Here is a 25,149-nt window from a genome sequence, read left to right on the forward strand (position 1 = left end):
GGAGTGCGGGTCACCTACCCGGCGGGGGACATGATCACGCCTTCTCGTGCCGCCCGTGGCCGACCAGGCCGACGAACTCCTCCAGGCCGATCCGGCCGTCGCCGTCGGTGTCGGCGGCGTTGATGAACGCCTCGATCTCCTCCTCGGACGCGCCGTGGACCCCCAGCGCCTCGTTGGCCTGCCTGATCTCGGCCGCGGTCAGCAGACCGTCGCCGTCGGTGTCGAAGCGACTGAACTCCGCCTCGGCGGCTTCACGACCGCTTGCCATCGGATACCTCCCCGTGTTCGGACAAGGCGATATCTTCCGGCCTGATCGGAACGCGAGTCAACCGGAGCCCGGTCGCGGCGCGTACGGCGGCGGCGACGGCCGGGGTGGAGGAGAGCGTGGGCGGCTCGCCGGCGCCGCGGAGGCCGTACGGCGCGGACGGGTCCGGATTTTCCAGGATTTTCAGCTGCATGGGCGGCATGTCGAGCATGGTGGGGATCAGGTAGTCGGTGAACGACGGGTTCAGCACGCGGCCGTCGCGTACCTGGATCTCCTCCATGAGCGCCAGCCCGAGGCCCTGGGCCGTGCCGCCGTGGATCTGGCCCTCCAGTGCCTGCGGGTTCATGATCTTGCCCACGTCCTGCACCGCGGCCAGCTCCACCACCTTGACCAGCCCCAGCTCGACGTCCACGTCCACCACCGCGCGGTGCACGCACAGCGCGAGCTGCGTGTGCGAGTCGCCCTGCCCGGTCACCGGGTCCATCGGCTTCGTGGGCCGGTGGCGGTACTCGCGGGTCTCCTCGATCGGCCCGAACCTGGCCAGCGCCTCCCGCGGCGGCAGCCCCTCGAACCGCTCGCGCACCGCCTCGCAGGCCGCCTTGACCGCGCCGCCCGTCACGTAGGACTGCCGCGAGGCCGACGACGAGCCCGCCGAGCCCACGGCGGTGTCGGCGGTCGCCACGGTCACCTCCTCGATGCCCAGCTCGGTGCGCGCGATCTGGGCCTGGACCGTGACCAGCCCCTGGCCCACCTCGGCGGCGGCGGTGTGCACGGTGACCCGCGGCTCGCCGCCGACCAGCTCGGCCCGCACCCGGGCGGTGGAGTAGTCGTCGAAGCCCTCGGAGAAGCAGATGTTCTTGATGCCGACGCCGTAGCCGATCCCGCGCCGCACCGACTCGCCGTGCGTGGTCTGGGAGACGCCGCCCGGCAGCACGCGCAGGTCCGCCCCCGTACGCGGGGCGGGCAGCGGCATGGCCTCCAGCTCGCGCAACATGCCCGCCAGCGGCGCGGGGGAGTCGATCACCTGGCCGGTCGCCAGCGCCGAGCCCTGGGAGACGGCGTTGCGCGCCCGGATCTCGACCGGCGACAGCCCGCACGCCTCGGCCAGCCGGTCCATCTGCGACTCGTAGGCGAAGCACGCCTGCACCGCGCCGAACCCGCGCATCGCCCCGCACGGCGGGTTGTTGGTGTAGACGCCCGCCGCGTCGATCCACACGTTCGGCACCTCGTACGGCCCGGCCCCCAGCGAGGCGGCGTTGCCGACCACGGCGGGGGAGGAGGAGCAGTACGCGCCGCCGTCCAGCAGGATGTCGGCCTTGACGTAGACCAGTCTGCCGTCGCGCGTCGCGCCGTGCTCGTAGCGCATCCGGGCCGGATGGCGGTGCACGTGGCCGAAGAACGACTCCTCGCGACCGTAGACGATCTTGACGGGGCGGTTCAGTCGCAGGGCCAGCATGCACGCGTGCACCTGCATCGACAGGTCCTCGCGGGCGCCGAACGCGCCGCCGACGCCCGACAGCGTCAGCCGGACCTTCTCCGGCGGCAGGCCCAGGCAGGGGGCGAGCTGGTCGCGGTCCACGTGCAGCCACTGGGTGGCGATGAACAGGTCCACGCCGCCGTCCTCGGCCGGGACCGCGAGACCCGACTCCGGGCCGAGGAACGCCTGGTCCTGCATGCCGACCTCGTACTCGCCGGTGACGACGACCTCGGCCTCGAACGTGTCGCCCTTGCGCACCGGCTGGCGCCGGACGTACTCGCGCGACTCGCGCGGATCGGTCACCGCCGGGCGCGGCTCGTAGCCGACCACGACGGCCCGCGCGGCCCTGCGCGCGGTCTCCGGATGGTCGGCGGCCACCAGCGCCACCGGCTCGCCCTGGTGGCGGACCTGGTCGATGGCCAGCACGGGCTGGTCCTTGTGGTCGAGGCCGTAGAACTTCTCGCCCGGCACGTCCTCGTGCGTCAGGACGGCCAGCACACCCGGCATCCGCAGCGCCGGCCCCACGTCGATCGACCGGATCCAGGCCGACGGGTGCGGGCTGCGCAGCGTCACGCCCCACACCATGCCGTCGAGCCACAGGTCGGAGGCGTAGGCGAACTCGCCGGTCACCTTCAGCGTCGCGTCCGGCCGCCGCGCGCTCGTGCCGACCCCCTCCGACCCGCCGACGCCTTCGGACCTGGTGGGGTGGACCGTCTCCGTCATTCTCCGAGTAGAGCACCGGCCCGGCCCGGCCTCCTATGCCCATGACGTGAAATCCCGGTCATCGCTTGACAGACCGGGCTTGTATATTCCTCCAAGTGCGCATCAGTGACCTGCTGGCGATCGACGAGCTGGGTCTCAGGCTGCTGGCCGGCGACCCGGAGCGCGAGTTCGGCACGGTCCACATCACCGACCTGCCCGAGCCGGGGCGCTACCTGTCCGGCGGCGAGCTGGTGCTGACCGGGCTGATGTGGCGCGACACCGCCGCCGACTCCGCCCGGTTCGTCACCGCCCTGGTCGAGGGCGGGGTGTCCGCACTCGGCGCGGGCGCGGCCCGGCTCGGGCACGTGCCCGCCGACCTCGTCTCGGCCTGCCGGCGGGCCGGGCTGCCGCTGGTCGAGGTGCCGGTCGAGGTCTCCTTCCGCACGCTGGCCGAGCTGGTCGCGCCCCGGCTGTCCGGCGACGTGCGCGACGCGCTCGGGCGTCACCGCAGGCTCGTGGCGGCCCTGGCCGAGGGCGCCGACCTGCGCGGGCTGTTCGAGCTGACCGCCGCCGAGCTGGGCGTCACGGGCGCCGTCCTGTCCGCGTCCGGGGCGGTGGTCGTCGGTACGGCCGCCGACCCGGCGGGGCTGGCCAGGGCGTACCTGACCGCGCCCCGGCTGCCCGCCCTGGCCGGCGGCGCGACGCTCTTCGCCGTCGGACGCGGCCACCGGGCGGCCGGCTGGGTCCTGGCCTGCGACGGCGACCTGCTCGGCCGCGCCGACCTCGGCTACGAGCTGGCCGCCTGCGTGGCACTCGAACGCGGCCGCCTGGAGGAGGGCCGCCGGGTCGAGCGCCGCCTGGCGGGGCAGCTCGTGGCGGCCGCCCTGGCCGACTCCGACGCGGCCGAGCTCAACGCCCGGCTGCGCACCTGCGGGATCGACGCGGACGAGCCGTACGCCGTGGTCAGCGCCACCGCCCCGCGCCCCGGCGCCACCCGCGGCCCGGCGCCCGCCGTCCTCGGCGGCCAGATCCTGGAGGAACTTCTCACCCGCGAGGCCGTCGCCGCCCCCGTCCCCGACGGCTCCGGGAGAACGCCGCCGGGAGTCGGCGGCCCGGTCGCGGGCGGCGGGGCTGCGGCGGGTGGTGGGGCGGTGGCGTTCGTGGCGCTGCGGGGGAGGAGCGTCGGGGAGCTGGCCGCGCGGATGCGGGCCGGGGCCGCCGTGCTGGCCGCGCTGCCCGGCACCCGCCTGAGCGTCGGCCTGAGCGGCGCGCTGACCGGCGCCGCCGCGCTCAAGGGCGGCGTGGAGGAGGCCGGGCACGCCCTGCGGCTGGCGCAGGCCCGCGACGGCGGCGTGGTCACCAGAGACGAGATCTACACCCACGCGCTGCTCCTGGCCACCGTGCCCGGCGACGTGCGCCGCTCCTTCTCCGACCGGCTGCTGTCCCCGCTGCTCGCCTACGACCGCCGCCACCAGTCGGACCTCGTGCGCACGCTCGACGTCTTCCTCGACTGCGCGGGCTCGTGGAACGCCTGCGCCGAACGACTCCATGTGCACGTCAACACGGTCCGGTACCGCGTCCGCAGGATCGAGGAGCTGACTGGCAGGAACCTGTCGGCGATGTCCGACCGCGTCGACTTCTTCCTCGCCCTCCGCGACACCACCCCACCCGCCTGACCTCACCTCTCCCGGTCCGCCGCGCCCGCCGCCCGCTCCTCGGCGACGCGCTCCAGCCAGGACGCGCTGTCCAGGGCCAGCGCCAGGGACTCCGCCTCGGCCAGGCGTTCCGCCGCCACCGTGCGCCGCCCCAGCAGCCGGTTGGCGCGGGCGAGCTGGATCAGGCACTGCACCTGCAGGAGCTTCGTACCGCCCGCCACAGCGAGGTCGAGCGCCCGTCCGAGCTGGGCGAGCCCGGCCTCCAGGTCACCGCGGTCGAGCCGGAGGCCGCCGAGCGCGTGGCGCATGTGCGCCTCCAGCGAGGCGTCGCCGGCCCGCCCGGCCATCGCCGCCGCCTCCTCCAGCGCGAGCGCCGCCTCCTCCAGACGGCCCATGTGCCGGTAGGCGTTGCCGATCTGCAGGAGGGCGTACCGCTCGCCGACCTCCGAGGCGATCTCCCGGGCGATCTCGCGCTGGGCCAGCCCGTGTTCAAGGGCCCGGTCGTACCTCTGCGCCTTCACGTACGTGGCGGCCAGGTTGCCGTGGGCCCGTTGCTCGTCGAAGCGGTCGTTGAGCCGTCTGGCCAGGGTCAGGTGCCGGTCGAGGTGGTCCAGTGCGGCGGTGAGGTCGCCCTTGAAGTACTCGCCGGCCGCGGCCTGGCTGTGGGCGTGCATGGCGGTCTCGTCGTCGGCGAGGCGCTCGGCCACCGACAGCGCCTGGTTGCCGACGGAGATCAGATCGGCCACCCGGTAGGCCTTCTGCTGGGGCCACAACATGGCCAGGCCGATGGCGGCCCCCGTGCGGGCGAGGTCGTCGTCCGGGTCGGCCATGGCCTGGGCCGCGGCGGCCAGCAGGACGGCCTCCTCCTGCTCGATCCAGGCGTTCGCCTCGGCGGCGTCCTGGAAGGCGCGGCCCGGACCGGCCACCGCGAGGTGCGTCGGGTGGACCCGGTTCGGGTCCGCGGTATGGGCGGCCGACCGCAGGCTGACCGCGTAGTAGGCGAACACCCGCAGCAGCGGGGCCTTGCGGTCCTCGGCGGGGACCAGCTCGCCGGCGAACACCCGGACGAGGTCGTGCAGCTGGAAGCGGCCCCGCGCGTCCCGTTCGATCAGGTGGGCGTCGCCGAGGCGGTCCAGCGCGCGCCCGGCCTCCCCCTCGGGCACGCCGGCCAGCCGGGCGGCCGCGTCCACGGAGAGGTCGGGGACGTGGAGCAGCCCGAGCAGGGCCAGCATCCGCGCGGCCGCCCGATCGACGGCGCGCTCGCTGTGCGTGAGATGGCTCCAGCTCGCCGCCAGCCCGGACCGGACCGCGAGATCGCCCGCCTCCAGCTCCCCCAGTCGGGTCCGGGCGTCGGCGAGCCTGCCGGCCAGCTCGCCGACGGTCCAGTCCGGGCGGTCGGCAAGGCGCGCCCCGGCGATGCGCAGCGCCAGCGGCAGGCCGTCGCACAGGCGGATCAGCGACGCGGTGCCGGCGGGGTCGGCGCCGAACCGGTCCTCCCCGGCCAGCCGGGCCAGCATCGTTCTGGCCTCGGCGGAAGAGAGCCGGCCCAGCCGGACCCGGACGAGATCGTCCTCCGCTTTCAGCGACTCCCTGCTGGTCACGAGGACGGAGACGCCGGCCGGCGCCGGCAGCAGCCAGTGGACCTGCTCCAGGTCGGCGGCGTCGTCCAGGAGCACGAGGAGCCTCTTGGACGCGGCCCTGGCCTGCCACAGGGCCGCCGCCTCCGTCAGGCCGGGCGGCACCTCCTCGTTGCGGGTGCCGATCGCGCGCAGCAGCCGGGCGACGATGTCGTGCGGGTCCAGCCGCGGCACGTTCGGCGTCCCGCCGCGGAGGTGGACGAACACCTGCCCGTCCGGGAAGCGGTGCCGTACGGCGTGCGCGACGCGCACGGCCAGCGCGGACTTGCCGGAGCCGGGCGCCCCCGAGATCACGACCAGCGGATGCGGCTCGGCGCCGTCATCGGGGGCGAGCAGGCCATGGAGGTGGGCGATCTCGCGCGGCCTGCCCACGAAGCCGATGAGATCGCGCGGCAGCTGCCTGGGGACCGGCCCAGCCTCCCAGCCGGCCGCGGTTCGGGCGCTCACCAGGGCGTACGCCTGCCGTAAGCCCGTGGCGGGCTCCACCCCCAGCTGATCGCTGAGGACGTGCCGCGCCTCGGCGTACACGCGCAGCGCCTCCGGCCGCCGGTCGCAGGCGTCCAGCGCCAGCATGAGCAGTTCGTACGGGCGCTCGCGCAGCGGATGCCGGGCGATCAGGGACCTGAGCTCGGGGACGGCCTCGTGCGGCGCGCCGAGCAGGATCCTGGCCGCGGCCCGCCCCTCGACCGCGCCCGCGTGCAGGTCCTCCAGCCTGGCCCGCTCCGCCTCGGCGAAGGGCCCCGGCACGTCGTCGAGCGGGCGTCCGCACCACAGCCCCAGCGCCTGGTCGTAGGCCCGGAGCGCCTCCGCCTGCGCGCCCGCCTCGGCCGACCTGTGGGCCGTCTCGGTGAGACGGGTGAAGGCGATCGCGTCCACGCGGTCCGGCTCGACCAGCAACCGGTACCCGCCCGCGGCGCTCACCACCAGGCCCGGCCGCTCACCCGGGTTCCGGTCCGGTTCCAGCGCGCGCCTGAGCCCCGCGACGTAGGTGTAGACGCTCTGCTGGGCGCTCGACGGCGGGCGATCGCCCCACAACCCTTCCAGCAGCCGCTCCTTGGTGACCACCTGCCCGGGGGCGGCCGCGAGCATCACCAGGACCGCCCGCTGCCGCGGCGGCCCCGGATCGACCTCCTCGCCGTCGACGGCGCACGAGACCGGCCCGAGGAGGCGCAGACCGAGACCGGGCGCGCTCATGAGCGGCCCGCCGCGATCCTCATCGCCGCCCGCACGGCCGCCTGCTCGTCCTTGGCCCGCTGCTCCCAGGAGACGTAGCCGAACCTCTCCGTGATGCGCACCGCGTCGTCGGCGTAGGACAGGGCCTCGTCGAGCCTGCCGAGCGCGCGCGACACCTGCGACAGCGAGATGAGGGCGTTCACGTTGAACCGGTGACCTGTCGAGCCGAGCAGTGACTGCGCCACCTGCAGGTGCTCCAGGGCGTGCTCGGGGTCGCCGAGCTGGATCAGGACATCGCCGAGCGCCAGGCGGACATGCGCCTCATGGGTGTCGTCGCCCGCCGCGAGGGCTCCGTCCAAGGCCTCGCAAAGCGGCTCGTACGCCTCGCGGGCGCGTCCCAGGCCGAGCAGGCTCTTGCCGATCACGATGAGGGCGAAGCGGACACCGACCTGCGAGCCGGTCGCCCGTGCCACGTCCAGCTGGCGCTCGGCGTAGGGCAGCGCCTTCGTGTAGCGCTGCGCCGTGACGTGGAGGTTGGCGAGGTTGCCGAGCGCGCGCAGTTCGCCGAAGGAGTCGCCGATCCTGGCCGCCAGCTCCAGCGCCGCCTCCAGGTGCGGCACCCCCTGTTCGGCCCGGCCCGTCAGGCGCAGGCCGTTGGCGATGTTGTCGTGCGCGACCAGGGCCAGGCGCTCGTCGCCGAGCCGCTCGCACACCCGCAGGGCCGGCACGTTGAGATCGATCATCTCCTGACCCGCGTGCTCGCGCTGCTGCTGCCAAAGGAGCGCGAAGGTCAGCGTCACGCCCAGCTCCGCCAGGTCGTCGTCCGGCGAGTCCAGAGCCTGGACGGCCGCCGCGTTGAGCACCTGCCGCTCCGCACGCAGCCAGGCCGCCGCCCGCCCGGCGTCCGCGTGCTCCCGGACGGGCCCCTCGACGTGCCGGGCGAGTTGCACCCGGTGCGGGTCGACGGTGACGCTCGCCGACCGCGCCGACGCGGCCAGATAGGACAAGGCTCGCAGCAGGGCCTCCTTCCAGTCCGCCGGGCGCAGCTCGCCGGCGAAGAGCCTGACCAGGTCGTGAAGCGCGTAACGCCGGTCATCGGCCCGTTCGAGGAGGTTCGCGTCGGCCAGCCGCTCCAGGGCCCGCTCCGCCTCCTCGACGGAGCTGCCGAGCAGCAACGCCGTCAGCTCGGCCGTCACGTCGGGCACGTGCAGCAGCCCCAGCAGCGGCAGGGCGCGGGCGGCCAGCCGATCGAGCGGGCGGGAACCGGTGGCCAGGCCGTGGTGACTGCTCGCGAGGCTGGAGCGCACGGCCAGGTCCCCGGCCGCCAGCTCGCGCAGGCGGCCTCGCTCGTCGGCGAGCCGGTCGGCGAGCGCGCCCAGGCTCCACCCGGGGTGGTCGGCGAGGCGGGCGCCGGCGATCCGGAGCGCCAGCGGGAGACCGTCGCACAGTCTCACCAGGGCGGCGGTCCGCTCGGCGTCGGCCTGCACCCTGTCGGCGCCGGCCAGCCCCGAGAGCATGACCGCGGCGTCGGACGAGGTGAGGCGGCCCAGCCGCAGCTGCACGCAGTCGTCCCCGGCGCTGAAGGACTCCCTGCTGGTCACGAGGAGGCTGACGCCCAGCGGGGTGCGCAGGAACGGCCTGACCTGCGCCAGACCGGCCGCGTCGTCCAGAAGCACCAGCAGCTTCCTGCCGTGCAGCTTGCTGCGCCACAGCGCGGCGGCCTCGTCCAGGTCGGCGGGGATGTCCTCGTTGGCCGCGCCGAGGCCGCGCAACAGCCGCCCCGCGATCTCGTGGGGCGGCAGCGGGGAGACGCCCGGCGTGCCGCCGCGCAGCCCGACGGCGAGCTGCCCGTCGGTGAACCGGCCCTCCACCTGGTGTGCCACGTGGACGGCCAGCGCCGACTTGCCCACGCCGGGCGGCCCCGAGATCACCACGAACGGGTGGGGAGGGCCGTCCGCCGGCGACAGCAGAGATCTCAGCCAGGTCGTCTCCGCGGCCCGGCCGACGAACCCGATGAGATCGCGCGGCAACTGCCGGGGGACGGCGGGACGGGCCGGCTCGGGCTCCTCCTCGCCCCCGGACAGCAGCAGTCTGTGCGCCGCGCGCAGCCCCTCGCCGGGCAGGACGCCGAGCTCCGCGTCGAGGACGCGCCTGGCCTCCTCGAACGCCTGGAGCGCCTCCGCCTGGCGGCCGTCACCGTCCAGGGCCAGGACGAGCAGCTCGTGCAGCCGTTCGCGCAGCGGGTGGCGGCCGGTCAGCTCGCGCAGCGGGGCGATGGCCTCGCGGGGCCGGCCGAGGCGGATGAGCAGCTCGGCGCGCGTCTCGGTGGCGCCGAGGAACAGCTCGTCCAGCCGCATGCGCTCGGTCTCGGCGAACGGGCCGGTCAGGCCGCTCAGAGCCACGCCCCGCCACAGCGCCAGCGCCCGGTCCAGTGTGCGCAGGGCGTCGTCGTCGTCCGGCCCGCGAACGTCGACCGTCTCCAGCAGCTCGGCGAAGACGCAGGAGTCCACCTGGCGCGGATCGACGAGCAGCCGGTATCCGCCCGCCTCGCCGACGAGCACCCTGGACCGCTGGCCCGGCCTGCGTCCGGGTTCGAGCGTGCGCCGCAGCCCGGCCACGTACGTGTAGACGCTCTGCCCGGCGCTGGCCGGCGGGTTCGCGCCCCACAGGCCCTCCACCAGCTGTCCCATGGTCACGACGCGGCCCGGGGGAGAGGCCAGCATGGCGACGACCGCGCGCTGGCGCGCGGCCCCCAGATCGATCTCCTGGCCGTCGAGCACGCCCGTCACCGGGCCGAGCAGGCGGATGGCCACGCCGTCGGTCACCGGTGCCTCGCGCGGGCCTCGTGCACGGCGGCCTGCTCTTCCCTGGCCTCCCTCTCCCACTCCGCCAGCCCGTCGGCCCCGGCCACCGCCTCGGTGACGTGCGCGAGCGCCAGGTCGAGCTCGCCCATGGCGCGGTACGTGCGCGACAACCCGACCAGGTCGCGCACCCGTCCCACGCGGTAGCCGGCCCGTTCGATCAGCTCCAGGGCGATGAGGTAGTGGGGCAGGGCGTGCTCCGGCTCGCCCAGATCCAGATGCACCCGGCCGAGGACGGCGCGCAGCTGCGCCTGATGGGTCTTGTCGCCCACCTGTTCGGCCTCGGACAGGGCCGAGCTCAGGATCTCGCGAGCCTCCTCCGCCCGGCCGAGGGCCTGACGGGCCTCGCCGATGATGAGCATGGCGTACCGGGCGCCGACCCGCGCGCCGATGAGGTCGGCGATGGCGAGTTGCTGTTCGGCGCAGCCGATCGCCTGCTCGTAGTGGCCGCCGTTGAAGTACGCGTTGGCGAGGTTGCCCATCGCGCGCTGCTCGGAGAAGGCGTCGCCGAGCCGTCTGGCGAGGGCCAGCTCGGCCCGCAGGTGCTCGACGGCCTCCTCTATCCGCCCCTGCATGCGCAGGGCGTTGGCCAGCAGACCCCGCGCGTGCATCGTGCTCTCCGCGTCGCCGAGCCGTTCGCACACGGTCAGGGCCATGGAGCTGAGCTCGATCATCTCCAGCGTCCGGTAGCTGCGCTGGTAGGCCCATTCCAGGGCGAGCGTGAGCGCCACGCCCATCGCGGCGATGTCGTCGTCCTCGGCGGACAACGCCTGGCGGGCCGCGGCCGCGAGGACGGCCTCCTCCTCCAGCAGCCAGGCCGTCGCCTCCTCGCGCCCGGCCACCATGTGCGCGGCCGACTCCGGAGCGGTGCCGCGCCGGACGCGGTGCGGGTCCAGGACGCCGCTGGCCAGGTGCGTGGAGGCGGTGTAGTACGCGAGCGCGCGCAGGACCGGCTTCTTGGGGTCGGGTGGGCGCAGCTCGCCCGCGAACAGCCGGACGAGGTCGTGCAGCTGGTAGTGGCCCGGCCTGGGACGGTCGAGCAGGTGCGCGTCGGCCAGCCGCTCCAGGGCCAGGTCGGCGTCGGCGGGGTCGCAGTCGAGCAGCGTGGCGGCCGCCTCGGCGGTGATCTCGGGCACGTGCAGCAGGCCCAGCAGGGACAGCGTGCGGGCGGCCAGCCGGTCGAGGGGGCGGGGGCTGCGTTCCAGCGCGGTGTAGCCGGCCGCCAGGCTGGACCGTACGGCCAGGTCGCCGGCGACCAGCTCGTGCAGCCGCCGCCGTTCGTCGCCCAGGCGGCCGGCCATCGTGGCGATGCTCCAGTCGGGGCGGCTGGCCAGGCGGGCCCCCGCGATGCGCAGCGCCAGGGGCAGGCCCTCGCACAGCCGTACGAGCTCGGCGGTGTCGCCCGCGCCGGCCCGCACGCGCTCCTCCCCGGCCAGCCCGGCCAGCATCGCGGCCGACTCCGCGGGGGACATCCGGCCGAGTTCGAGCTGGTAGGAGTCCTCGCCCCAGGTCATGCTCTCGCGGCTGGTCACCAGCAGCGCGGTGCCGAAGGGGGTGGACAGCAGCGGGCGGATCTGCGCCAGGTCGGCGGCGTCGTCCAGCAGGACGAGGACCCGGCGGCCGTGCAGGAGGCTGCGCCACATCGCCGCCGCCTCGTCCAGGTCGGCCGGTACGGCGTCGGCCGCCACCCCCAGCCCCCGCAGGAACCGGCCGAGCAGGTCGAGCCCGGTCAGCGCGGGCAGTTCCGGGGTGGCGCCGCGACAGTTGACGAAGAGCTGCCCGTCGGGGAAGCGCTCCTGGACCAGGTGGGCGACCTGGGCGGCCAGCGTGGACTTCCCGACGCCCGGCGGCCCGGAGACGATCACCAGCGGGGTCGGCGGACGCCCGCCGTCCGGGGCCAGCCGCCGCTCCAGCTCCTCCAGCTCGCGGGAGCGGCCCACGAACCCCGCCAGGTGGCGCGGGAGCTGGTGCGGCACCCCGTCGCCGCGCCACGGTCCGGGCTCCCCGCGCAGCACCAGTTGGTGACACTTGCGTAACCCCTCGCCCGGCGTCAGGCCGAGCTCCTCCAGGAGCAGGACCCGGCCCTCCTCGTAGACCTCCAGCGCCTCCGCCTGGCGGCCCGACCGGTAGAGGGCCAGCATCAGCAGCTCGCGGACGCGCTCGCGCAGCGGGTGGCGGGCGGTCAGGTCGCGCAGGTCGTCGGTGAGCTCGTGGTGGCGGCCCAGGTGCAACAGGCTCTCGTACCGCTGCTCCAGCGCGGTCAGGCGTAACAGCTCCAGCCTGGCGCGCTCCCGCTCGGCGAACGGGCCGGTCAGGCCGCTCAGCGCGGTGCCGCGCCACATCGCCAGGGCCTCGTCCAGGATCCGCACGGCCCGGCGGTCGTCGCCTTCACGGCGGCAGCGCAGGGCGTCGTCGAGCCGCGCGGCGAAGCGCACGGAGTCGACCTGCTGGGGAGCGATGTCGAAGACGTATCCGGCGCCGGTGCCCGGCAGCAGCCGCGACGGGGCGCGCCGCCCGCGGCCGGGCTCGAAGACGCGGCGCAGGCCCGCGACGTAGGTGTAGACGCTCTGCTCGGCGTTGCGCGGCGGCTCGTCGCCCCACATGCCCTGGACGAGCCGGTTCACCGAGACCGGCCGGGCGGCGGCCGAGGCGAGGATCGCAAGCGTGGCCCGCTGCCTGGCGGGACCGAGATCGAGGGGCTGGACGCCACGTTCGGCGTGAACGGCGCCGAGAAGGCGGATGTAGATGTCGTCGCTCACGCGTCCTCCCCGGTTACGGCCCCGCGTCCGCTCATCAGGGCAGCGTAATCACAATCCCGAGGAGGTGAAGCGGCCACGCGACTGTAGATCGAATGTAGACGCCGTCAGGTACGCTCTCGGCCAGACGGAGGAAGAGGGGGCACATCGATGGGCTTGAGGACGTCGTCCTCATGGTGCGCTTTCACACCTTCGAAGGCCGGGTGCGGTGCCGGCCCCGCAGGTGCGCGACGCACCCCCTCCCGGTGAGGTCAGCCGCTCAGCAGCAGTGCGCCAAGTCCTGGCCCGAATAGAGTGCAGACGTCTCGGCGTTCGCCGCCGTAACATTGCCTGCGACAGCCACCGCTGCGATGAGCACGGTGGCTAGCGCAGACAGGGCAATACGCATGCGCATGGGGGTTCTCCCTCGCCTATGTGGGGTTGCTCGGACTTCATCATCTCAGGGAGCAACGACTGTGACCACATCTGACCTGGTCGGCCTCCGTATTAAGACCGTTCGGCGACAGCGCGGCCTGTCACAGGCACAGCTGGCACACCCCGAGTTGTCGGACAGCTACGTCTCCTTGATCGAGAGTGGCAAGCGTACCCCTACCCCCGCCGTCCTGGAGCTGCTGGCACAGAAACTCGACTGTTCGCTGTCCTATCTGATCAACGGCGTGACCGCCGAGCAGATGGAGGACATCGAGCTGGCACTCGGCTACGCGCGTCTGGCGCTGGAGAACGGTGAGGTCGCCGAAGCGCGTACACGTTTCACCGAGTTGCTGGCGAACAACAACCTGACAGGGTTGACGGCCCTTCGTCAAGACACCGAATTCGGGCTCGCACTCGCCACCCAGGCGGGCGGCGACCTCGACGGCGCCATCGCCATCCTGCTGCGCCTCCGGGAGGAGGAGCTGTCGGCCGAGCGCCGGATCGAGATCGCCATCAACCTGTGCCGCAGCTACCGGGAGAGCGAGCGGCTCACCGAGGCCGTCGAGGTCGCCGAGCGCATACTCAACGCCTCGGCGCGGCCCGCCTGGAACGATCTGCTCGTGGAGCTCGGCGGCAGCCTGCTGGCGGCGTACATGGAGCGCGGCGACCTGCTGCGCGCCCGGCAGTTCGCGGCCGAGCTGCTCAACGCGGCCGACGCCCTCGGCACCCCGCGCTCGCTCGTGGCGGCCAACTGGATGGCCTCCAACACGGCGGCCATCACCGGCCACACCGAGGAGGCGCTGGCCTTCGCCGAGCGGGCCATGGCCGTGCAACTGGAGCACGGGCAGCCCCGCAGCATCGCGATCATGCGGCTCGCGCTCGCCCAGAGGCGGCTGAAGGCCCGGCCGCACGAGGCCGCCGCCGCCCGCGACATGCTGCGCCAGGGCGTCGTCGAGCACGAGCAGACCTCCACCAGCCCCATCGAGCGGGCCCGCGTGCGCATCGAGCTGGGCGTCGCCGAGGCCATGACCGGAAACCTGGACGAGGCCGTCAAGCAGGCCAAGGCGGGCCAGGAACTGCTGCCGTATTCGGGCTCGGCGCTGGGCGCGGAGGCCGACCTGCTGCTGAGCCGGGTCTACGGCGGAGTCGGGCGGATGGAGGAGGCCCGCGCCCACGTGCTCCCGGTGCGCGACTGGCTGGCGCCGCTGCCCGACTCCCGCCGATCGGCGGCCACCTGGTACGCCACCGCCGAGACCATGGAGCAGCTGGGCGACTCCGACGGCGCCGTGGACGCCTACCAGCGGGCCCTCGCCTGCGCGGGGCTGTAGCGAGGTCAGGACCGGGCGGTGGCGTCGGTAGCCTTGGGGGTGCCATGAAGAGTTCCCCGCTCGCGGCACTCACCGCGATTCTCGCCGCCCTGTTCGTGCTCGGCACCGCCACTCCGGCGCTGGCCCACGACTCACTCAAGAGCAGCGACCCGGCCAAGGGCGCCGAGGTCGAGGCCCTCGACGAGGTCAGGCTGGAGTTCACCGCCAAGGTGCGCATGCCGTTCGTCATCGTCCGGGGCGCGGATGAGGCCGTCTTCCAGGAGGGCAAGCCCGAGGTCGACGGCGCGGTGGTGCGGCAGGCGGTCAAGGGGCCGCTGCCGGGCGGCAAGTACACCCTCGCCTACCGGGTCGTCTCCTCCGACGGCCATCCCATCGAGGGCGAGATCCCCTTCACGGTCAAGGCGGCTCCGGCGGCCTCGCCGAGCGCGTCGCCCACCGACGGGGCGTCGGCCGCGCCCTCCACCGCCGCTCCCGCTCCCTCCTCCGGCGCTCCGGTCGCTCCCGCGGCCGACCAGGCGGCGGCCACGCCGAAGGGCGGCTTCCCGACCTGGCTGGTCATCGTGATCGGCGCGCTGGTCGGCATCGGCATCGGGTTCCTGTTCAGCGCGCGGAAGAAGAAGCCATGAGCAGAACGGCGCGGCTCGCGCTCGCGGGTGCGGGGGCGGCGGTCGCCGCCCTGGTGATCGGCATGATCGCCGGTGGCCGGGCGTTCCCCAGGATCATCCCCGGGCTGCCCGACGCCGGGGCGGTGGTCAGGTGGGGCCTGCCGGTGTCCAAGCTGCTGATGGACGTCACCGGCGTGCTCACCGTCGGCCTGCTGCTCACGGCCGCCCTGCTGCTGCCCAACGACAAGGGCCTGCTCGGCAAGCCGGGCCTGCTCTACGTCAGGGCCTCGTCCTGGACGGCGCTCGGCTGGGCCGCCTCGGCGTTCCTGGCCATCGTGTTCACCACGGCCGACTCCTGGGGCCGCACGGTCCCGCAGATCCTCAACCGGGAGTACTTGACCAGCACCGCCACCCAGACCACCCAGGGTGTGGCGCTCACGCTGGTGGTGCTGTTCGGGGTGGCCATCGCGCTGTTCTCACGCGGCGCGATCACCGCCGGGGCCGCGGCCGGCCTGCTGGTGTTCGCGCTGGTGACGATGTTGCCGCCGCCGCTGACCGGCCACACCTCCTCCTCGCCCAACCACGACCTGGCCACCTCGGCGGTCTCGCTGCACCTGCTGGCGCTCGCGCTGTGGGTGGGCGGGCTGGTCGTGCTGGCCGCGCACGCGATGCGCGGGCAGCCGCAGCTCACCGTGGCGGCCGCCCGGTTCTCCGCGCTGGCGCTGTGGTGCTTCGTCGCGGTCGGCCTGTCCGGCGTGTTCAGCCTGGTCGCCCGGCTCGGCGCGCTGTCCGACCTGTGGACCACCCAGTACGGCCTGCTGGCCCTGGCCAAGATCGTCGCCTTCGTGCTGCTCGGCTACGTCGGCTACTGGCACCGGCAGCGCACGCTCGTCGACCTGGAGGCGGGCCGGCCCAGGGCGTTCACCCGGCTGGCCGGCGGGGAGACGCTGCTCATGCTGGCCACCGTCGGGCTGGCCGTCGCGCTGTCGCGCACGCCGCCCCCCGAGTTCAGCGTGCCCGCCGACCGGGCCTTCGAGCTGCTCGGCTTCCCCGTCCCGCCGGAGATCACGATCGCGAACGTGTTCTCGCTGTGGTGGTTCGACCTGTTCTTCGCCGCGGTGGCCGCCGTGCTCGCCGGGCTCTACGGCGCCGGCGTCTACCGGCTGATGCGGCGCGGCGACTCCTGGCCGTGGGGGCGCACCGCCGCCTGGTTCATCGGCATCGCGCTGCTGGTGCTCGCCACCCAGAGCGGCCTGGCCCGCTACGCCAAGGTCCTGTTCGACGTGCACATGATCGAGCACATGACGCTGTCCATGATCGTGCCGATCTTCCTGGTGCTGGGCGGCCCGGTGACGCTGGCGCTGCGGGCGCTCAAGCCGGCGGCCAGGCGGGGCGACCGGGGCCCCCGGGAGTGGATCACCACGATCCTGCACAGCCGGGTGGTCAAGGTCATGTCCCATCCGGTCGTGGCGACGGCCATCTTCGTCGGCTCCACCTACGCCCTCTACTTCACGCCGCTGTTCGAGTCGGCCATGCAGGAGCATCTGGGGCACATCTGGATGACGCTGCACTTCCTGCTCAGCGGCTCCCTGTTCTTCTGGGTGATCATCGGCGTCGACCCGGGCCCGAGCCGGCTGCCGTACGTCGGCCGGCTGCTGATGCTCTTCGTCACCATGCCCTTCCACGCCTTCTTCGGCATCGCGCTGATGATGACCGGCTCGGTGATCGCCGCCGGCTGGTACGAGCCGCTCGGCCGTACGTGGGGCGACAACCTGCTCCAGACCCAGCAGGACGGCGGGGCCATCGCGTGGGGCTTCGGCGAGATCCCGACGCTGCTGGTGCTGCTGGCCATCGCGGCCCAGTGGTACCGCGACGACGAACGGCAGGCCCGGCGCGCCGACCGCAAGGCCGACCGGGGCGGCGCACGAGACACCGAACTCGACTCCTACAACGACTATCTCGCCCGTCTCAACCGCGCTGACAAGGGCGAGTAGCGGTTCGGCCATGGCACCCTATCCTCCGCTCACAGGTCCCAGGACCGCCGGGTAGCCTGTCTCACAGGGGAGAAGGGCATAACCTCATCAGCTAGCGTGCGCAGACCTTGAGGGGGGATTGCGCGACGCGTGCGGGGCGCCGGAGTGGGGACCGGCGCGGGCCCGGGGTGCCGAGGAAGGCGAGACCATTGGCGGAAGAGACACGCATGCGCGGGGGGCAGAGCCTGGCCGAGGCGCTCGAGGGCCTCCTGACGCAATGGTCGGAACGGACGGGGATCGCCGTCGAGACCTGGGCGCTGCCCGGCACGGACGTGCCCGCACGGGTGTCGGGCGGCGTCATGGAGACGATGCGCGAGGCGCTGTCCAACGTCGAGCGCCACAGCCGGGCCCGTACGGTCGCGGTGGCGGTGACCACGGGCCCGAGCGGACTGCGCCTGACGGTCAGCGACGACGGCCAGGGCTTCGCCGAGGGCGGCGCGGGGCGCGGGATCGCCCGGATGCGGGCCGCGTTCGCCGAGCTCGGCGGCACCCTGTCGGTCAACGGCGTGCCCGGCGAGGGCACGACGGTGAGCGGGGCGATCCCCACGCGGCGCTGACGGCCGGGGCCGGTCAGGGGAGGGTCAGGATCTCGCTGCCCGACTCGGTGACCACGATGGTGTGCTCGAACTGGGCCGTGCGCTTGCGGTCCTTGGTCACCGCGGTCCACTTGTCGGGCCAGATGTCGTAGTCGATCGTGCCCAGCGTGAGCATCGGCTCGATGGTGAACGTCATGCCCGGCACCAGCTCGACCCGCAGCGACGGGTCGTCGTAGTGGGGGACCATGAGGCCGGAGTGGAAGGTCGTGCCGATGCCGTGGCCGGTGAAGTCGCGCACGACGCCGTAGCCGAAGCGCTTGGCGTACGCCTCGATGACGCGGCCGACCACGTTGAGCTGGCGGCCGGGGGCGACCGCCCTGATGGCCCGCATCATGGCCTCGCGGGTGCGCTCGACCAGCAGGCGCGATTCCTCGTCGACCTCGCCCACCAGGTAGGTGGCGTCGGTGTCGCCGTGGACGCCGCCGATGTAGGCGGTGATGTCGATGTTGACGATGTCGCCGTCGCGCAGCACGGTGTCGTCGGGGATGCCGTGGCAGATGACCTCGTTGATCGAGGTGCACAGCGACTTGGGGTAGCCCTTGTAGCCCAGCGTGCTGGGATAGGCGCCGTGGTCGATCAGGAACTCGTGGCCGATGCGGTCGAGCTCGTCGGTGGTGACGCCCGGGGCGATGTGCCGGCCGACCTCTTCGAGCGCCTGCGCGGCGATGCGGCCCGCCACGCGCATGCGCTCGATGATCTCGGGGGTCTTCACGTCGGACTCGCCGGTCGTGGGGCGCTTCTTGCCGACGTACTCCGGCCGCTCGATGTGGGCGGGGACCTTCCGGACGGGCGAGACTCGCCCGGGCTGGAGCAGTGTCGTCATGAAACACGAGTCTACGGGGCAGAATTGACCATGTGAGCGAAGGCCAGTGGTGGTTCTGTCTCAAGCACATGCGGGTCGAGCCCGACCAGGGCTGCCCCAACAAGGACCGGATGGGTCCCTACGCCTCGGAGGAGGAGGCGGCGGGCGCGTTGCAGCGCGCCGCCGACCGCAACAAGGCGTGGGACGAGGCCGAGCAGGAGGACGAGTGACCCCCGCCTACGGCACGACGGCGTAGGCCCGCACGGGAAAGGTGCCCATGCCCGCGATCATCGGGGGCGCGGCATGGAACCTGAACCCCTCCCCGGGCAGCGCCGACAACCCCGTCAGGTGCTCGACGATCGGGATCCCCGCCTTCAGCAGGATCGTGTGGGCGGGGCGTTCGCCGTGCGGCGGGGTGTCGTCGATGTTGAGCGAGTCGATGCCGACCAGCGCCGCGCCCTGCTCGGCCAGCCACGCCGCCGACGCGGGCGCCAGGTACGGGTGGTCGCGGAAGTAGGCGCCGGTGCCGAAGTGGCGGTCGAAGCCGGTGTGGATCAGCACGGCCCGGCCGCGTACGTCGAGCGCGGTGTCGAGCACCACCTCGCGGTCTCCTCCTGAGGCGTCCACCAGCAGGCCGGGCAGGTCGGCCAGGCTGCTCAGCGGCACCTGCGACAGGTCGTGGCCGCCGGCGTAGCGGTGGTGCGGGGTGTCCAGGTAGGTGCCGGTGTTGGCGGCCAGCGTGATCACGCCGATCTCGAACTCGGTGCCCGGGGCGTAGACCTCGCGCGAGTCCTCCCTGCTCAGGTGCGTGCCCAGCGTCGGCCCCGGGACGCCGGGGTAGGTGATCATGCCCTCGGTGATGCGGTGGCTGAGTTCGACGATCATTCGGCGGCTCCCACCCGGACGAGTCTGACGAGGGCCACCGTGCCGATGGCGGCCCAGACGAGGTTCAGCCCGGTCGAGGGCCAGGCGGCGTTGTAGGCGCTGTTGACCATGAGCCCGAGCGCGCCGAGCAGGTTGACGACCTGGTACGTCGCGCCGTCGCCGGACAGCCGCGCGGACGAGACCAGGGCGTACCCGGCCAGCAGCAGGGCGGCTCCGGCCCAGCCGACGGCGTCGAGGAGGAGATCCATGGCCGATATTCTCTGGATTTTTGGCCTTAAAGCACAAATAAAGAAAGCTAAAGGTAGACGTAAGCTGACCTGCATGGATATTGATCCTCGACGCCTGCGCGTCCTGCACGAGGTCGCCCGCCGCGGCGGCGTGATGCGCGCGGCCGAGGCGCTGTTCCTCACCCCCTCCGCGGTCTCCCAGCAGCTCGCCCAGCTCGAACGCGAGGTCGGGCTCGCCCTCATCGACCGCTCCCAGCGCCGCGTCTCGCTCACCCCGGCCGGACGCGTCCTCGCCGGGTACGCCGAGCGGGTCGAGGAGGAGCTGAGCGAGGCCAGGAAGGAGCTGACCAGGTTCACCGAACGCCTGGCCGGGCCGGTGCGGATCGCCGCCTTCCCCACGGCCATCAAGCACATGCTGGTGCCCGCGATGCGCGCCCTGGCCGAGCGCCACCCCCGCATCACGCCGGTCATCCACGAGGTCTACGGCCAGCCCGCCCTTCAGGAGCTGCGCCTGGGCGCCGTCGACCTGCTCATCACCGAGCAGGACATGAGCCTGCCGGTCCCGGCGCAGCCGTCGCTGAACGTCCGGCCGCTGCACGTGGACGAGTTCCGGGTCGTGCTGCCGCCGGACTGGCCCGAGCCGGAGTCGACGGCCGACCTGATGCGCCTGCCCTGGGTGGCCGCCGAGCCGGACCAGGCGTGCGGGCAGGCGCTCGACCGGCTCGCCGGGATCCACGGGGTCGAGCCGCGCAGGACGCACGTCGTCACCGACTTCTCGCCGGTGCTCGCGCTGGTGGCCGCCGGGCACGGGGTGGCGATCGTCCCCGCGCTGGCGCTGCTCGACGTGCCGGAGGGCGAGGTGCGGGTGAGCGAGGTACGGGAGGTGGGGGCGCGCCGCCTGGACGCGGTCACCCGGGTGAGCAGGACGCGGTCGGGCGAGCCGGACCCGGTGCAGGCGGTGGTGATCGGCGCCATCGAGGAGGCCACCGAGAGCCTGCGTGCCGCCCTCGGCCCCCGCCTCGCCGCCCACCCCTGACCGGTGCCCCCCTCGACCCGATTGCCGCCGCTACTCCGACAGGCGGGGGCCGCTGACCTTCTCCAGCAGGCGGGCCAGGCGCTCGCGCAGCCCCGCCCGCCGCTCGACCTCCCCGGCCGCCGCGCTGACCAGGTGCTGGGCGCCGTCGAAGGTGATCAGCCCGGTGGCCGGGACGGCGATGGCGTCGTGAGCCAGCCCGCTCAGCTCGGAGTCGGCGCCCTCGATCGCCAGGATGGTCGCCCCCGTCCGGCGGGCGTCGTCGACGCGTTCCAGCAGCGGGACGGGCGCCGCCTGCTCCGACAGCACGAACAGGGTCTCGCCGCGGCCCGCCTGCCGCAGGCGGTCGAGGCCGACGCGCAGGTGGGCGGGGGCGTCGGCGGGCGGCGACCAGCGGATCAGAGTGGGGGCGAGCTGCGGCAGCCCGGAGAACCTGGCCTCGTCGCTGAGGTGGGCGGTGACGTGCCAGGGCTCGTCGTCCGGAGGGCCGACCAGCAGCAGGCCGCCGGGCGAGCGGGTGGTCCGCAGGGCCAGGCCCAGCTCGCGGGTGCGTTCGAGCCAGCCCGTCGTGGCCAGCAGCTCGCGCAGGAATGCCACCGAACCTGAGTCCATGCCTCCATGGTGCACGAGGAGCGCGGCGCAGGTGGCCCGTTCGCGGCCGGGTGCCGCCCCCGGCCTGCGGACCGCGCGGCCAAGGCTGGCATGATCGGAGCCATGACAGATGTGAACGGGCTCTCCATCGCGATCCTCGGCGGCACCGGCGACCAGGGGAAGGGGCTGGCGCGGCGGTTCGCGCTGGCCGGGCACACGGTGCTGATCGGCTCGCGCAGCGCCGAGCGGGCCCAGGAGGCGGCCGGCTCGATCGGCTCGGGCGCGCGGGGCGGGGCCAACGCCGACGTGGCGGCCGAGGCCGACGTCGTGATCGTGGCGGTGCCGTACGAGGGGCACAAGGCGCTGCTGGAGTCGTTGCGCGCCGAGCTGGCCGGGAAGATCGTGGTCGACTGCGTCAACCCGCTGGGCTTCGACAAGCAGGGCGCCTACGCGCTGCCGGTGGCGGAGGGCAGCGCCGCCCAGCAGGCCGCCGCGGTGCTGACCGAGAGCCGGGTCGTGGCGGCCTTCCACCACGTGTCGGCCGTGCTGCTGATGGACCCGGCCGTGGAGAAGGTCGACCTCGACGTGCTGGTGCTCGGCGACGACCGGGAGGCCACCGACACCGTGCAGGCACTGGCCGAGCTGATCCCGGGGGTGCGCGGCGTCTACGGCGGCCGGCTGCGCAACGCCCACCAGGTCGAGGCGCTGACCGCCAACCTCATCTCGATCAACCGCCGCTACAAGGCCCACGCCGGGCTGCGCGTCACCGACGTCTAGAGCCAGCCCGCGTCCTCGGCGACGCGGACGGCGTCGATCTTGTTGCGGGCGCCCGTCTTGGTGATCGCGGCGGTGAGGTAGTTGCGCACCGTGCCCGGCGACAGGTGCAGCCCGGCGGCGATCTCCTCGGCGGTCGCGCCCCTGGCGGCCTGCCGCAGCACGGTGGTCTCGCGGGGGGTGAGCGGGCTCTCGCCGTACTCCATGGCCGAGGAGACCAGCTCGCTCTCCAGGACGCGCAGGCTGGCCGCGGTGCGCCTGATGGCCTCGGCCAGGCGGTCGCCCGGCGCGTCCTTGACCAGGAACGCCTCGATGCCCGCGGCCAGCGCCCGGCGCAGGTGGCCGGGCTGACCCATGGCCGTGAGCACCAGGATGCGGCAGGACGGCAGCCGTTCGCGCAGCTCGGCGGCGGCGGTGATGCCGTCGGTCACCGGCAGGTCGATGTCCACGACCGCCACGTCGGGCCGGACGTCGAGGGCCACCGGCACGATCTCGTCGCCGCGGACGACCTCCGCCACCACCTCGATGTCCGGCTCCAGCCGGAGCAGGGCCGTGAGCGCGGCGCGGATCATGTGCATGTCCTCGGCCAGCAGCACCCGGATCACGCCGGAACCTCCATGGTCAGCAGGTAGCCGCCGCCGTCCGTGGGGGCCGCGGCGCACGTGCCGCCCGCCTGGGCGGCCCGTTCGGCCAGCCCCGTGAGGCCGCCACCGGGCTCGCCACCGGGCTCACCATCGGACTCACCACCGGGCGTGCCGGCCGCGCCGTCGTTGGCGACCTCCAGGCGGACCCGGCCGTCCCGCAGCGACGTGGTGATCGTGCAGGTGGTGGCCCTGCTGTGGCGCAGGACGTTGGTGACCGCCTCGCGCACCCCCCACGCCAGCGCCTCCTCGGCCCGCCGGGGCAGCGGCACGTCGGCCAGGTGCGCCTGGCAGCTCACCCCCGACGACTCCAGCAGCGCCGCCGCGCGGTCGGTCTCGCCGCTCAGCGACATCGCGCGGTAGCCGCGGGCCACGTGGCGGACGTCCTGGGCGGCCTCGCGGGCGACGCGTACCAGCTCGCCCACCTCGCCGCGGGCGGAGGCGGGGTCGCGGTCCATCAGGCGGGCGGCCAGGTCGCCCTTGAGCGCGATGGCGGTGAGGCTGCGGCCCAGGCCGTCGTGCAGGTCGCGGGAGATGCGCAGGCGCTCCTTCAGGACGGCGGCGTCGGCCAGCTCGGCCCTGGCCTCCTCCAGCTCGGCGGCGACCCGGACGAGCCGGACCAGGGCGTAGATCATCGACCCGGTGACGGGGATGGCGATCACGTAGAACAGGGTGATCACGGCGTACTGGAGGCCGATCCACATGGTGGCGCCCTCGTACAGCATCATGAGGACGACCAGCGGCACGGCCCGGCGCAGCGCCAGGAACACCAGCAGGGTCCCGGCCAGCAGCGGGGCGGCGATCGACGACCAGCCGCTCGGCAGCAGGTAGTCGCCCGCGTAGGTGACGACGGCCTGGAGCACCGGCGTGGCCGGGAACAGCGGCGGGCGCCCGCCGCGCAGGGCGGCCCGCATGTTGACGTAGTGGGTGGAGACGACGGCGACCGTCACGGCCGCCGCGAGCAGCCCGACCGCCGGGCCGCCCATGAAATAGAGCAGCCCGATGAGCGAATAGACGACCGAGACGCCCGTGATGAGCACGCGCGCGAGCCTCTGCGCCGAGGACGAGACCACCACAGCAGCGATTATGTCCGACTCAGGACCGGCGCGGTTCCCAGCGGAACCACAGCCGGATCGCCGCCACGCCCACCACCGCCCAACCGGCCAGGACGAGCGCCGGCACGAGCGCCTCCCCGGTCTGCACCGCGTGCACCACGGCCGAGGTGGGCAGCAGGTCCAGCACCGGGCTCAGCCACGAGGGCAGCGGGATCGGCCCCATCGCGCCCGCCGACACCCCGGCGACCAGGAACACCGGCATGGCGAACGCCCCGGCCAGCTCGCCGCGCGGGATCGCCGCCGTGTACGCCGCCCCCAGCAGCGCCATGACGGCCGAGCCCGCGGCGGTCATGGCGGCGAACAGCAGCGGGTCGTCCGGCAGCGGCACCCCGGCGGCGAACCGCACGGCCACCGCGCACAGCACGATCACCAGGAAGGTCTGCGTGGCCGTACTGGCGATCTGGCCGGCCAGGATCTGCGCGTCGGTCAGCAGCCCGGCCCGCAGCCGCTTGAGCACGAGCTGGTCGCGCCGGTTGGTCAGGGCGACCGCGATGTTCATGAACGCGGTGAGCGCCAGCACGATCGCCAGCGAGCTGTGGAACACCGTCGTCGCGAACGGCACGCCGCCCCCGGTGACGTGCCGCATCAGCGCCGGCATGCCCACGGCCAGCCCGACCGGGGTGATCACGGAGGCGGCCAGCATGGCCCGGTCGCGCCAGAACAGGCGGGTGCCGAGACGGTAGGTGGCGGTCAGGCTCATCGGGCGCTCCTGGGCAGGTCGAGGAAGAGGTCTTCGAGGGTGGCCGCGCGGACCTCCAGGCCGGTCAGCCGCAGCCCGCGGCCGGCGGCCCACGTCAGCAGCGTCTGCGCGGCCAGGTCGGGGTCCTCGCTCCGGCAGACGGCGGTGCCGCCGTCCGCCGTGGCCGGCAGCGGCAGGTCGTCCGCGGCGATCCCGGCGGGCAGCCGGAACGTCACCCGTCCGCCCCGCGCGGCCAGCGTCTCGGCCATCCCGCCGGCCGCGACGATCTCGCCCTCGTCCATGATCGCCATGGACGAGGCCAGGCGCTGGGCCTCCTCCAGGTAGTGGGTGGTGAGCAGGATCGTCGTGCCGCGGGCGGCCAGGCCGGAGACGACCTCCCAGGTGTTCGCGCGGGCCTCGGGGTCCATGCCGGTCGTGGGCTCGTCGAGGAACAGCACGTCGGGGCGGCCGAGCAGGGCGAGCGCCAGATCGAGCCGCCGCTTCTCGCCGCCGGAGAGCTGGCGCACCCTGGTGCCGGCCTTGTCCGTCAGGCCGGCCAGGTCGAGCGCCTCCCCGGCCGGACGCGGCGCGGGGGTGAAGTCGCGCCACACCGCGACCGTCTGGGCGACGGTAAGGTCGGGGAAGAACCCGGCCTCCTGGAGCATGACGCCGACGCGCTGCCGGACGGCCGCGCGGTCGGACCAGGGGTCGAGGCCGGCGACCCGTACGGTGCCGCCGTCCGGCCGCTGGAAGCCGGCCAGCACCTCGACCGTGGTGGTCTTGCCGGCGCCGTTCCGGCCGAGCAGGGCGAAGATCTCGCCCTCGCCCACCCGGAACGAGACGCCCCTGACCGCCGCGAATGTCCCGTGGTTCTTCCTGAGCTCGGTCACCTCGATCATGTGT

Annotated in this window: 21 protein-coding genes; 8 read left to right on the plus strand and 13 right to left on the minus strand. The window is 73.9% G+C overall.

Annotation, left to right across the window (positions count from 1 at the left end; all coding sequences use genetic code 11):
- Positions 1-34: 34 nt before the first annotated feature.
- Positions 35-268 carry an EF-hand domain-containing protein gene (locus ACIBST_RS11565; RefSeq protein WP_352323877.1) on the minus strand — a complete coding sequence of 78 codons (234 nt, stop codon included), beginning with the start codon at positions 266-268 and terminating at the stop codon, positions 35-37.
- Positions 252-2,465: a molybdopterin cofactor-binding domain-containing protein gene (locus ACIBST_RS11570; protein ID WP_397171010.1), complete on the minus strand. Its 2,214-nt coding sequence runs from the start codon at positions 2,463-2,465 to the stop codon at positions 252-254. Before ACIBST_RS11570 ends, ACIBST_RS11565 begins: the two co-directional genes overlap by 17 nt.
- 95 nt (positions 2,466-2,560) lie before the next feature.
- On the opposite strand from ACIBST_RS11570, the gene ACIBST_RS11575 reads away from it, so the two are divergent.
- A complete protein-coding gene (locus ACIBST_RS11575; protein WP_397171012.1) occupies positions 2,561-4,120 on the plus strand; it encodes a PucR family transcriptional regulator in 1,560 nt (519 codons plus the stop codon).
- Positions 4,121-4,122: 2 nt separating this feature from the next.
- Here ACIBST_RS11575 and ACIBST_RS11580 read toward each other — a convergent pair whose 3' ends face one another.
- Genes ACIBST_RS11580 through ACIBST_RS11590 form a run of 3 tightly spaced genes read right to left on the minus strand, consistent with a single transcriptional unit; the run spans position 4,123 to position 12,529 of the window.
- Positions 4,123-6,930, minus strand: coding sequence for a BTAD domain-containing putative transcriptional regulator (locus ACIBST_RS11580; RefSeq protein ID WP_397171014.1), 2,808 nt, complete (start codon positions 6,928-6,930; stop codon positions 4,123-4,125).
- Entirely contained in the window at positions 6,927-9,734 is a 2,808-nt protein-coding gene (locus tag ACIBST_RS11585) for a BTAD domain-containing putative transcriptional regulator (protein WP_397171015.1), read from the minus strand. Before ACIBST_RS11585 ends, ACIBST_RS11580 begins: the two co-directional genes overlap by 4 nt.
- Positions 9,731-12,529 carry a BTAD domain-containing putative transcriptional regulator gene (locus ACIBST_RS11590; protein WP_397171017.1) on the minus strand — a complete coding sequence of 933 codons (2,799 nt, stop codon included), beginning with the start codon at positions 12,527-12,529 and terminating at the stop codon, positions 9,731-9,733. The genes ACIBST_RS11585 and ACIBST_RS11590 overlap by 4 nt, the downstream gene beginning before the upstream one ends.
- Positions 12,530-12,981: 452 nt before the next feature.
- Here ACIBST_RS11590 and ACIBST_RS11595 point away from each other — a divergent pair, with 452 nt between their 5' ends.
- The 4 genes from ACIBST_RS11595 to ACIBST_RS11610 all read left to right on the plus strand — a co-directional run bounded on the left by ACIBST_RS11595 (position 12,982) and on the right by ACIBST_RS11610 (position 17,460).
- Positions 12,982-14,265, plus strand: coding sequence for a helix-turn-helix domain-containing protein (locus tag ACIBST_RS11595; RefSeq protein ID WP_352323870.1), 1,284 nt, complete (start codon positions 12,982-12,984; stop codon positions 14,263-14,265).
- A gap of 44 nt (positions 14,266-14,309) precedes the next feature.
- A complete protein-coding gene (locus ACIBST_RS11600) occupies positions 14,310-14,891 on the plus strand; it encodes a copper resistance protein CopC (RefSeq protein WP_397171019.1) in 582 nt (193 codons plus the stop codon).
- Complete coding sequence (locus tag ACIBST_RS11605; protein ID WP_397171021.1) at positions 14,888-16,864, plus strand: cytochrome c oxidase assembly protein; 1,977 nt, start codon at positions 14,888-14,890, stop codon at positions 16,862-16,864. Before ACIBST_RS11600 ends, ACIBST_RS11605 begins: the two co-directional genes overlap by 4 nt.
- 206 nt (positions 16,865-17,070) lie before the next feature.
- Complete coding sequence (locus tag ACIBST_RS11610) at positions 17,071-17,460, plus strand: sensor histidine kinase (RefSeq protein ID WP_397171023.1); 390 nt, start codon at positions 17,071-17,073, stop codon at positions 17,458-17,460.
- Positions 17,461-17,473: 13 nt separating this feature from the next.
- Here ACIBST_RS11610 and map read toward each other — a convergent pair whose 3' ends face one another.
- Positions 17,474-18,322, minus strand: coding sequence for a type I methionyl aminopeptidase (gene map / locus ACIBST_RS11615; protein WP_397171024.1), 849 nt, complete (start codon positions 18,320-18,322; stop codon positions 17,474-17,476).
- A 32-nt stretch (positions 18,323-18,354) separates the two neighbouring features.
- On the opposite strand from map, the gene ACIBST_RS11620 reads away from it, so the two are divergent.
- Positions 18,355-18,531, plus strand: coding sequence for a hypothetical protein (locus ACIBST_RS11620; protein ID WP_352323881.1), 177 nt, complete (start codon positions 18,355-18,357; stop codon positions 18,529-18,531).
- A gap of 7 nt (positions 18,532-18,538) precedes the next feature.
- On the opposite strand, the gene ACIBST_RS11625 is transcribed toward ACIBST_RS11620, so the two are convergent.
- Positions 18,539-19,186 carry a cyclase family protein gene (locus tag ACIBST_RS11625; protein ID WP_397171026.1) on the minus strand — a complete coding sequence of 216 codons (648 nt, stop codon included), beginning with the start codon at positions 19,184-19,186 and terminating at the stop codon, positions 18,539-18,541.
- Positions 19,183-19,434: a hypothetical protein gene (locus ACIBST_RS11630; RefSeq protein ID WP_397171028.1), complete on the minus strand. Its 252-nt coding sequence runs from the start codon at positions 19,432-19,434 to the stop codon at positions 19,183-19,185. The genes ACIBST_RS11625 and ACIBST_RS11630 overlap by 4 nt, the downstream gene beginning before the upstream one ends.
- 73 nt (positions 19,435-19,507) lie before the next feature.
- Here ACIBST_RS11630 and ACIBST_RS11635 point away from each other — a divergent pair, with 73 nt between their 5' ends.
- Positions 19,508-20,449, plus strand: coding sequence for a LysR family transcriptional regulator (locus ACIBST_RS11635; RefSeq protein ID WP_397171029.1), 942 nt, complete (start codon positions 19,508-19,510; stop codon positions 20,447-20,449).
- A 30-nt stretch (positions 20,450-20,479) separates the two neighbouring features.
- Here ACIBST_RS11635 and ACIBST_RS11640 read toward each other — a convergent pair whose 3' ends face one another.
- The gene (locus ACIBST_RS11640) at positions 20,480-21,058 is read right to left on the minus strand and encodes a hypothetical protein (RefSeq protein ID WP_364331988.1); all 579 of its coding nucleotides are present in this window, start codon (positions 21,056-21,058) and stop codon (positions 20,480-20,482) included.
- 102 nt (positions 21,059-21,160) lie between these two features.
- On the opposite strand from ACIBST_RS11640, the gene npdG reads away from it, so the two are divergent.
- The gene (gene npdG, locus ACIBST_RS11645; RefSeq protein ID WP_357967513.1) at positions 21,161-21,814 is read left to right on the plus strand and encodes an NADPH-dependent F420 reductase; all 654 of its coding nucleotides are present in this window, start codon (positions 21,161-21,163) and stop codon (positions 21,812-21,814) included.
- On the opposite strand, the gene ACIBST_RS11650 is transcribed toward npdG, so the two are convergent.
- Genes ACIBST_RS11650 through ACIBST_RS11665 form a run of 4 tightly spaced genes read right to left on the minus strand, consistent with a single transcriptional unit; the run spans position 21,811 to position 25,145 of the window.
- Positions 21,811-22,416: a DNA-binding response regulator gene (locus tag ACIBST_RS11650; protein WP_397171031.1), complete on the minus strand. Its 606-nt coding sequence runs from the start codon at positions 22,414-22,416 to the stop codon at positions 21,811-21,813. The genes npdG and ACIBST_RS11650 overlap by 4 nt on opposite strands.
- Positions 22,413-23,528 carry a sensor histidine kinase gene (locus ACIBST_RS11655; protein ID WP_397171033.1) on the minus strand — a complete coding sequence of 372 codons (1,116 nt, stop codon included), beginning with the start codon at positions 23,526-23,528 and terminating at the stop codon, positions 22,413-22,415. Before ACIBST_RS11655 ends, ACIBST_RS11650 begins: the two co-directional genes overlap by 4 nt.
- A 19-nt stretch (positions 23,529-23,547) precedes the next feature.
- A complete protein-coding gene (locus ACIBST_RS11660) occupies positions 23,548-24,267 on the minus strand; it encodes an ABC transporter permease (RefSeq protein WP_397171035.1) in 720 nt (239 codons plus the stop codon).
- Positions 24,264-25,145 carry an ABC transporter ATP-binding protein gene (locus ACIBST_RS11665; protein ID WP_397171037.1) on the minus strand — a complete coding sequence of 294 codons (882 nt, stop codon included), beginning with the start codon at positions 25,143-25,145 and terminating at the stop codon, positions 24,264-24,266. Before ACIBST_RS11665 ends, ACIBST_RS11660 begins: the two co-directional genes overlap by 4 nt.
- Positions 25,146-25,149 lie beyond the last annotated feature (4 nt).

This window comes from Nonomuraea sp. NPDC049684 (assembly GCF_044465345.1).
Taxonomy (GTDB): domain Bacteria; phylum Actinomycetota; class Actinomycetes; order Streptosporangiales; family Streptosporangiaceae; genus Nonomuraea.

Excerpts from the sequence above, each read along its gene's own strand:
- ACIBST_RS11565 (WP_352323877.1), bottom strand. The coding sequence starts at position 268 with ATGGCAAGCGGTCGTGAAGCCGCCGAGGCGGAGTTCAGTCGCTTCGAC.
- ACIBST_RS11570 (WP_397171010.1), bottom strand. The coding sequence starts at position 2,465 with ATGACGGAGACGGTCCACCCCACCAGGTCCGAAGGCGTCGGCGGGTCG.
- ACIBST_RS11580 (WP_397171014.1), bottom strand. The coding sequence starts at position 6,930 with ATGAGCGCGCCCGGTCTCGGTCTGCGCCTCCTCGGGCCGGTCTCGTGC.
- ACIBST_RS11600 (WP_397171019.1), top strand. The coding sequence starts at position 14,310 with ATGAAGAGTTCCCCGCTCGCGGCACTCACCGCGATTCTCGCCGCCCTG.
- ACIBST_RS11605 (WP_397171021.1), top strand. The coding sequence starts at position 14,888 with ATGAGCAGAACGGCGCGGCTCGCGCTCGCGGGTGCGGGGGCGGCGGTC.
- ACIBST_RS11610 (WP_397171023.1), top strand. The coding sequence starts at position 17,071 with ATGCGCGGGGGGCAGAGCCTGGCCGAGGCGCTCGAGGGCCTCCTGACG.
- map (WP_397171024.1), bottom strand. The coding sequence starts at position 18,322 with ATGACGACACTGCTCCAGCCCGGGCGAGTCTCGCCCGTCCGGAAGGTC.
- ACIBST_RS11625 (WP_397171026.1), bottom strand. The coding sequence starts at position 19,186 with ATGATCGTCGAACTCAGCCACCGCATCACCGAGGGCATGATCACCTAC.
- ACIBST_RS11630 (WP_397171028.1), bottom strand. The coding sequence starts at position 19,434 with ATGGATCTCCTCCTCGACGCCGTCGGCTGGGCCGGAGCCGCCCTGCTG.
- ACIBST_RS11635 (WP_397171029.1), top strand. The coding sequence starts at position 19,508 with ATGGATATTGATCCTCGACGCCTGCGCGTCCTGCACGAGGTCGCCCGC.
- ACIBST_RS11640 (WP_364331988.1), bottom strand. The coding sequence starts at position 21,058 with ATGGACTCAGGTTCGGTGGCATTCCTGCGCGAGCTGCTGGCCACGACG.
- npdG (WP_357967513.1), top strand. The coding sequence starts at position 21,161 with ATGACAGATGTGAACGGGCTCTCCATCGCGATCCTCGGCGGCACCGGC.
- ACIBST_RS11660 (WP_397171035.1), bottom strand. The coding sequence starts at position 24,267 with ATGAGCCTGACCGCCACCTACCGTCTCGGCACCCGCCTGTTCTGGCGC.
- ACIBST_RS11665 (WP_397171037.1), bottom strand. The coding sequence starts at position 25,145 with ATGATCGAGGTGACCGAGCTCAGGAAGAACCACGGGACATTCGCGGCG.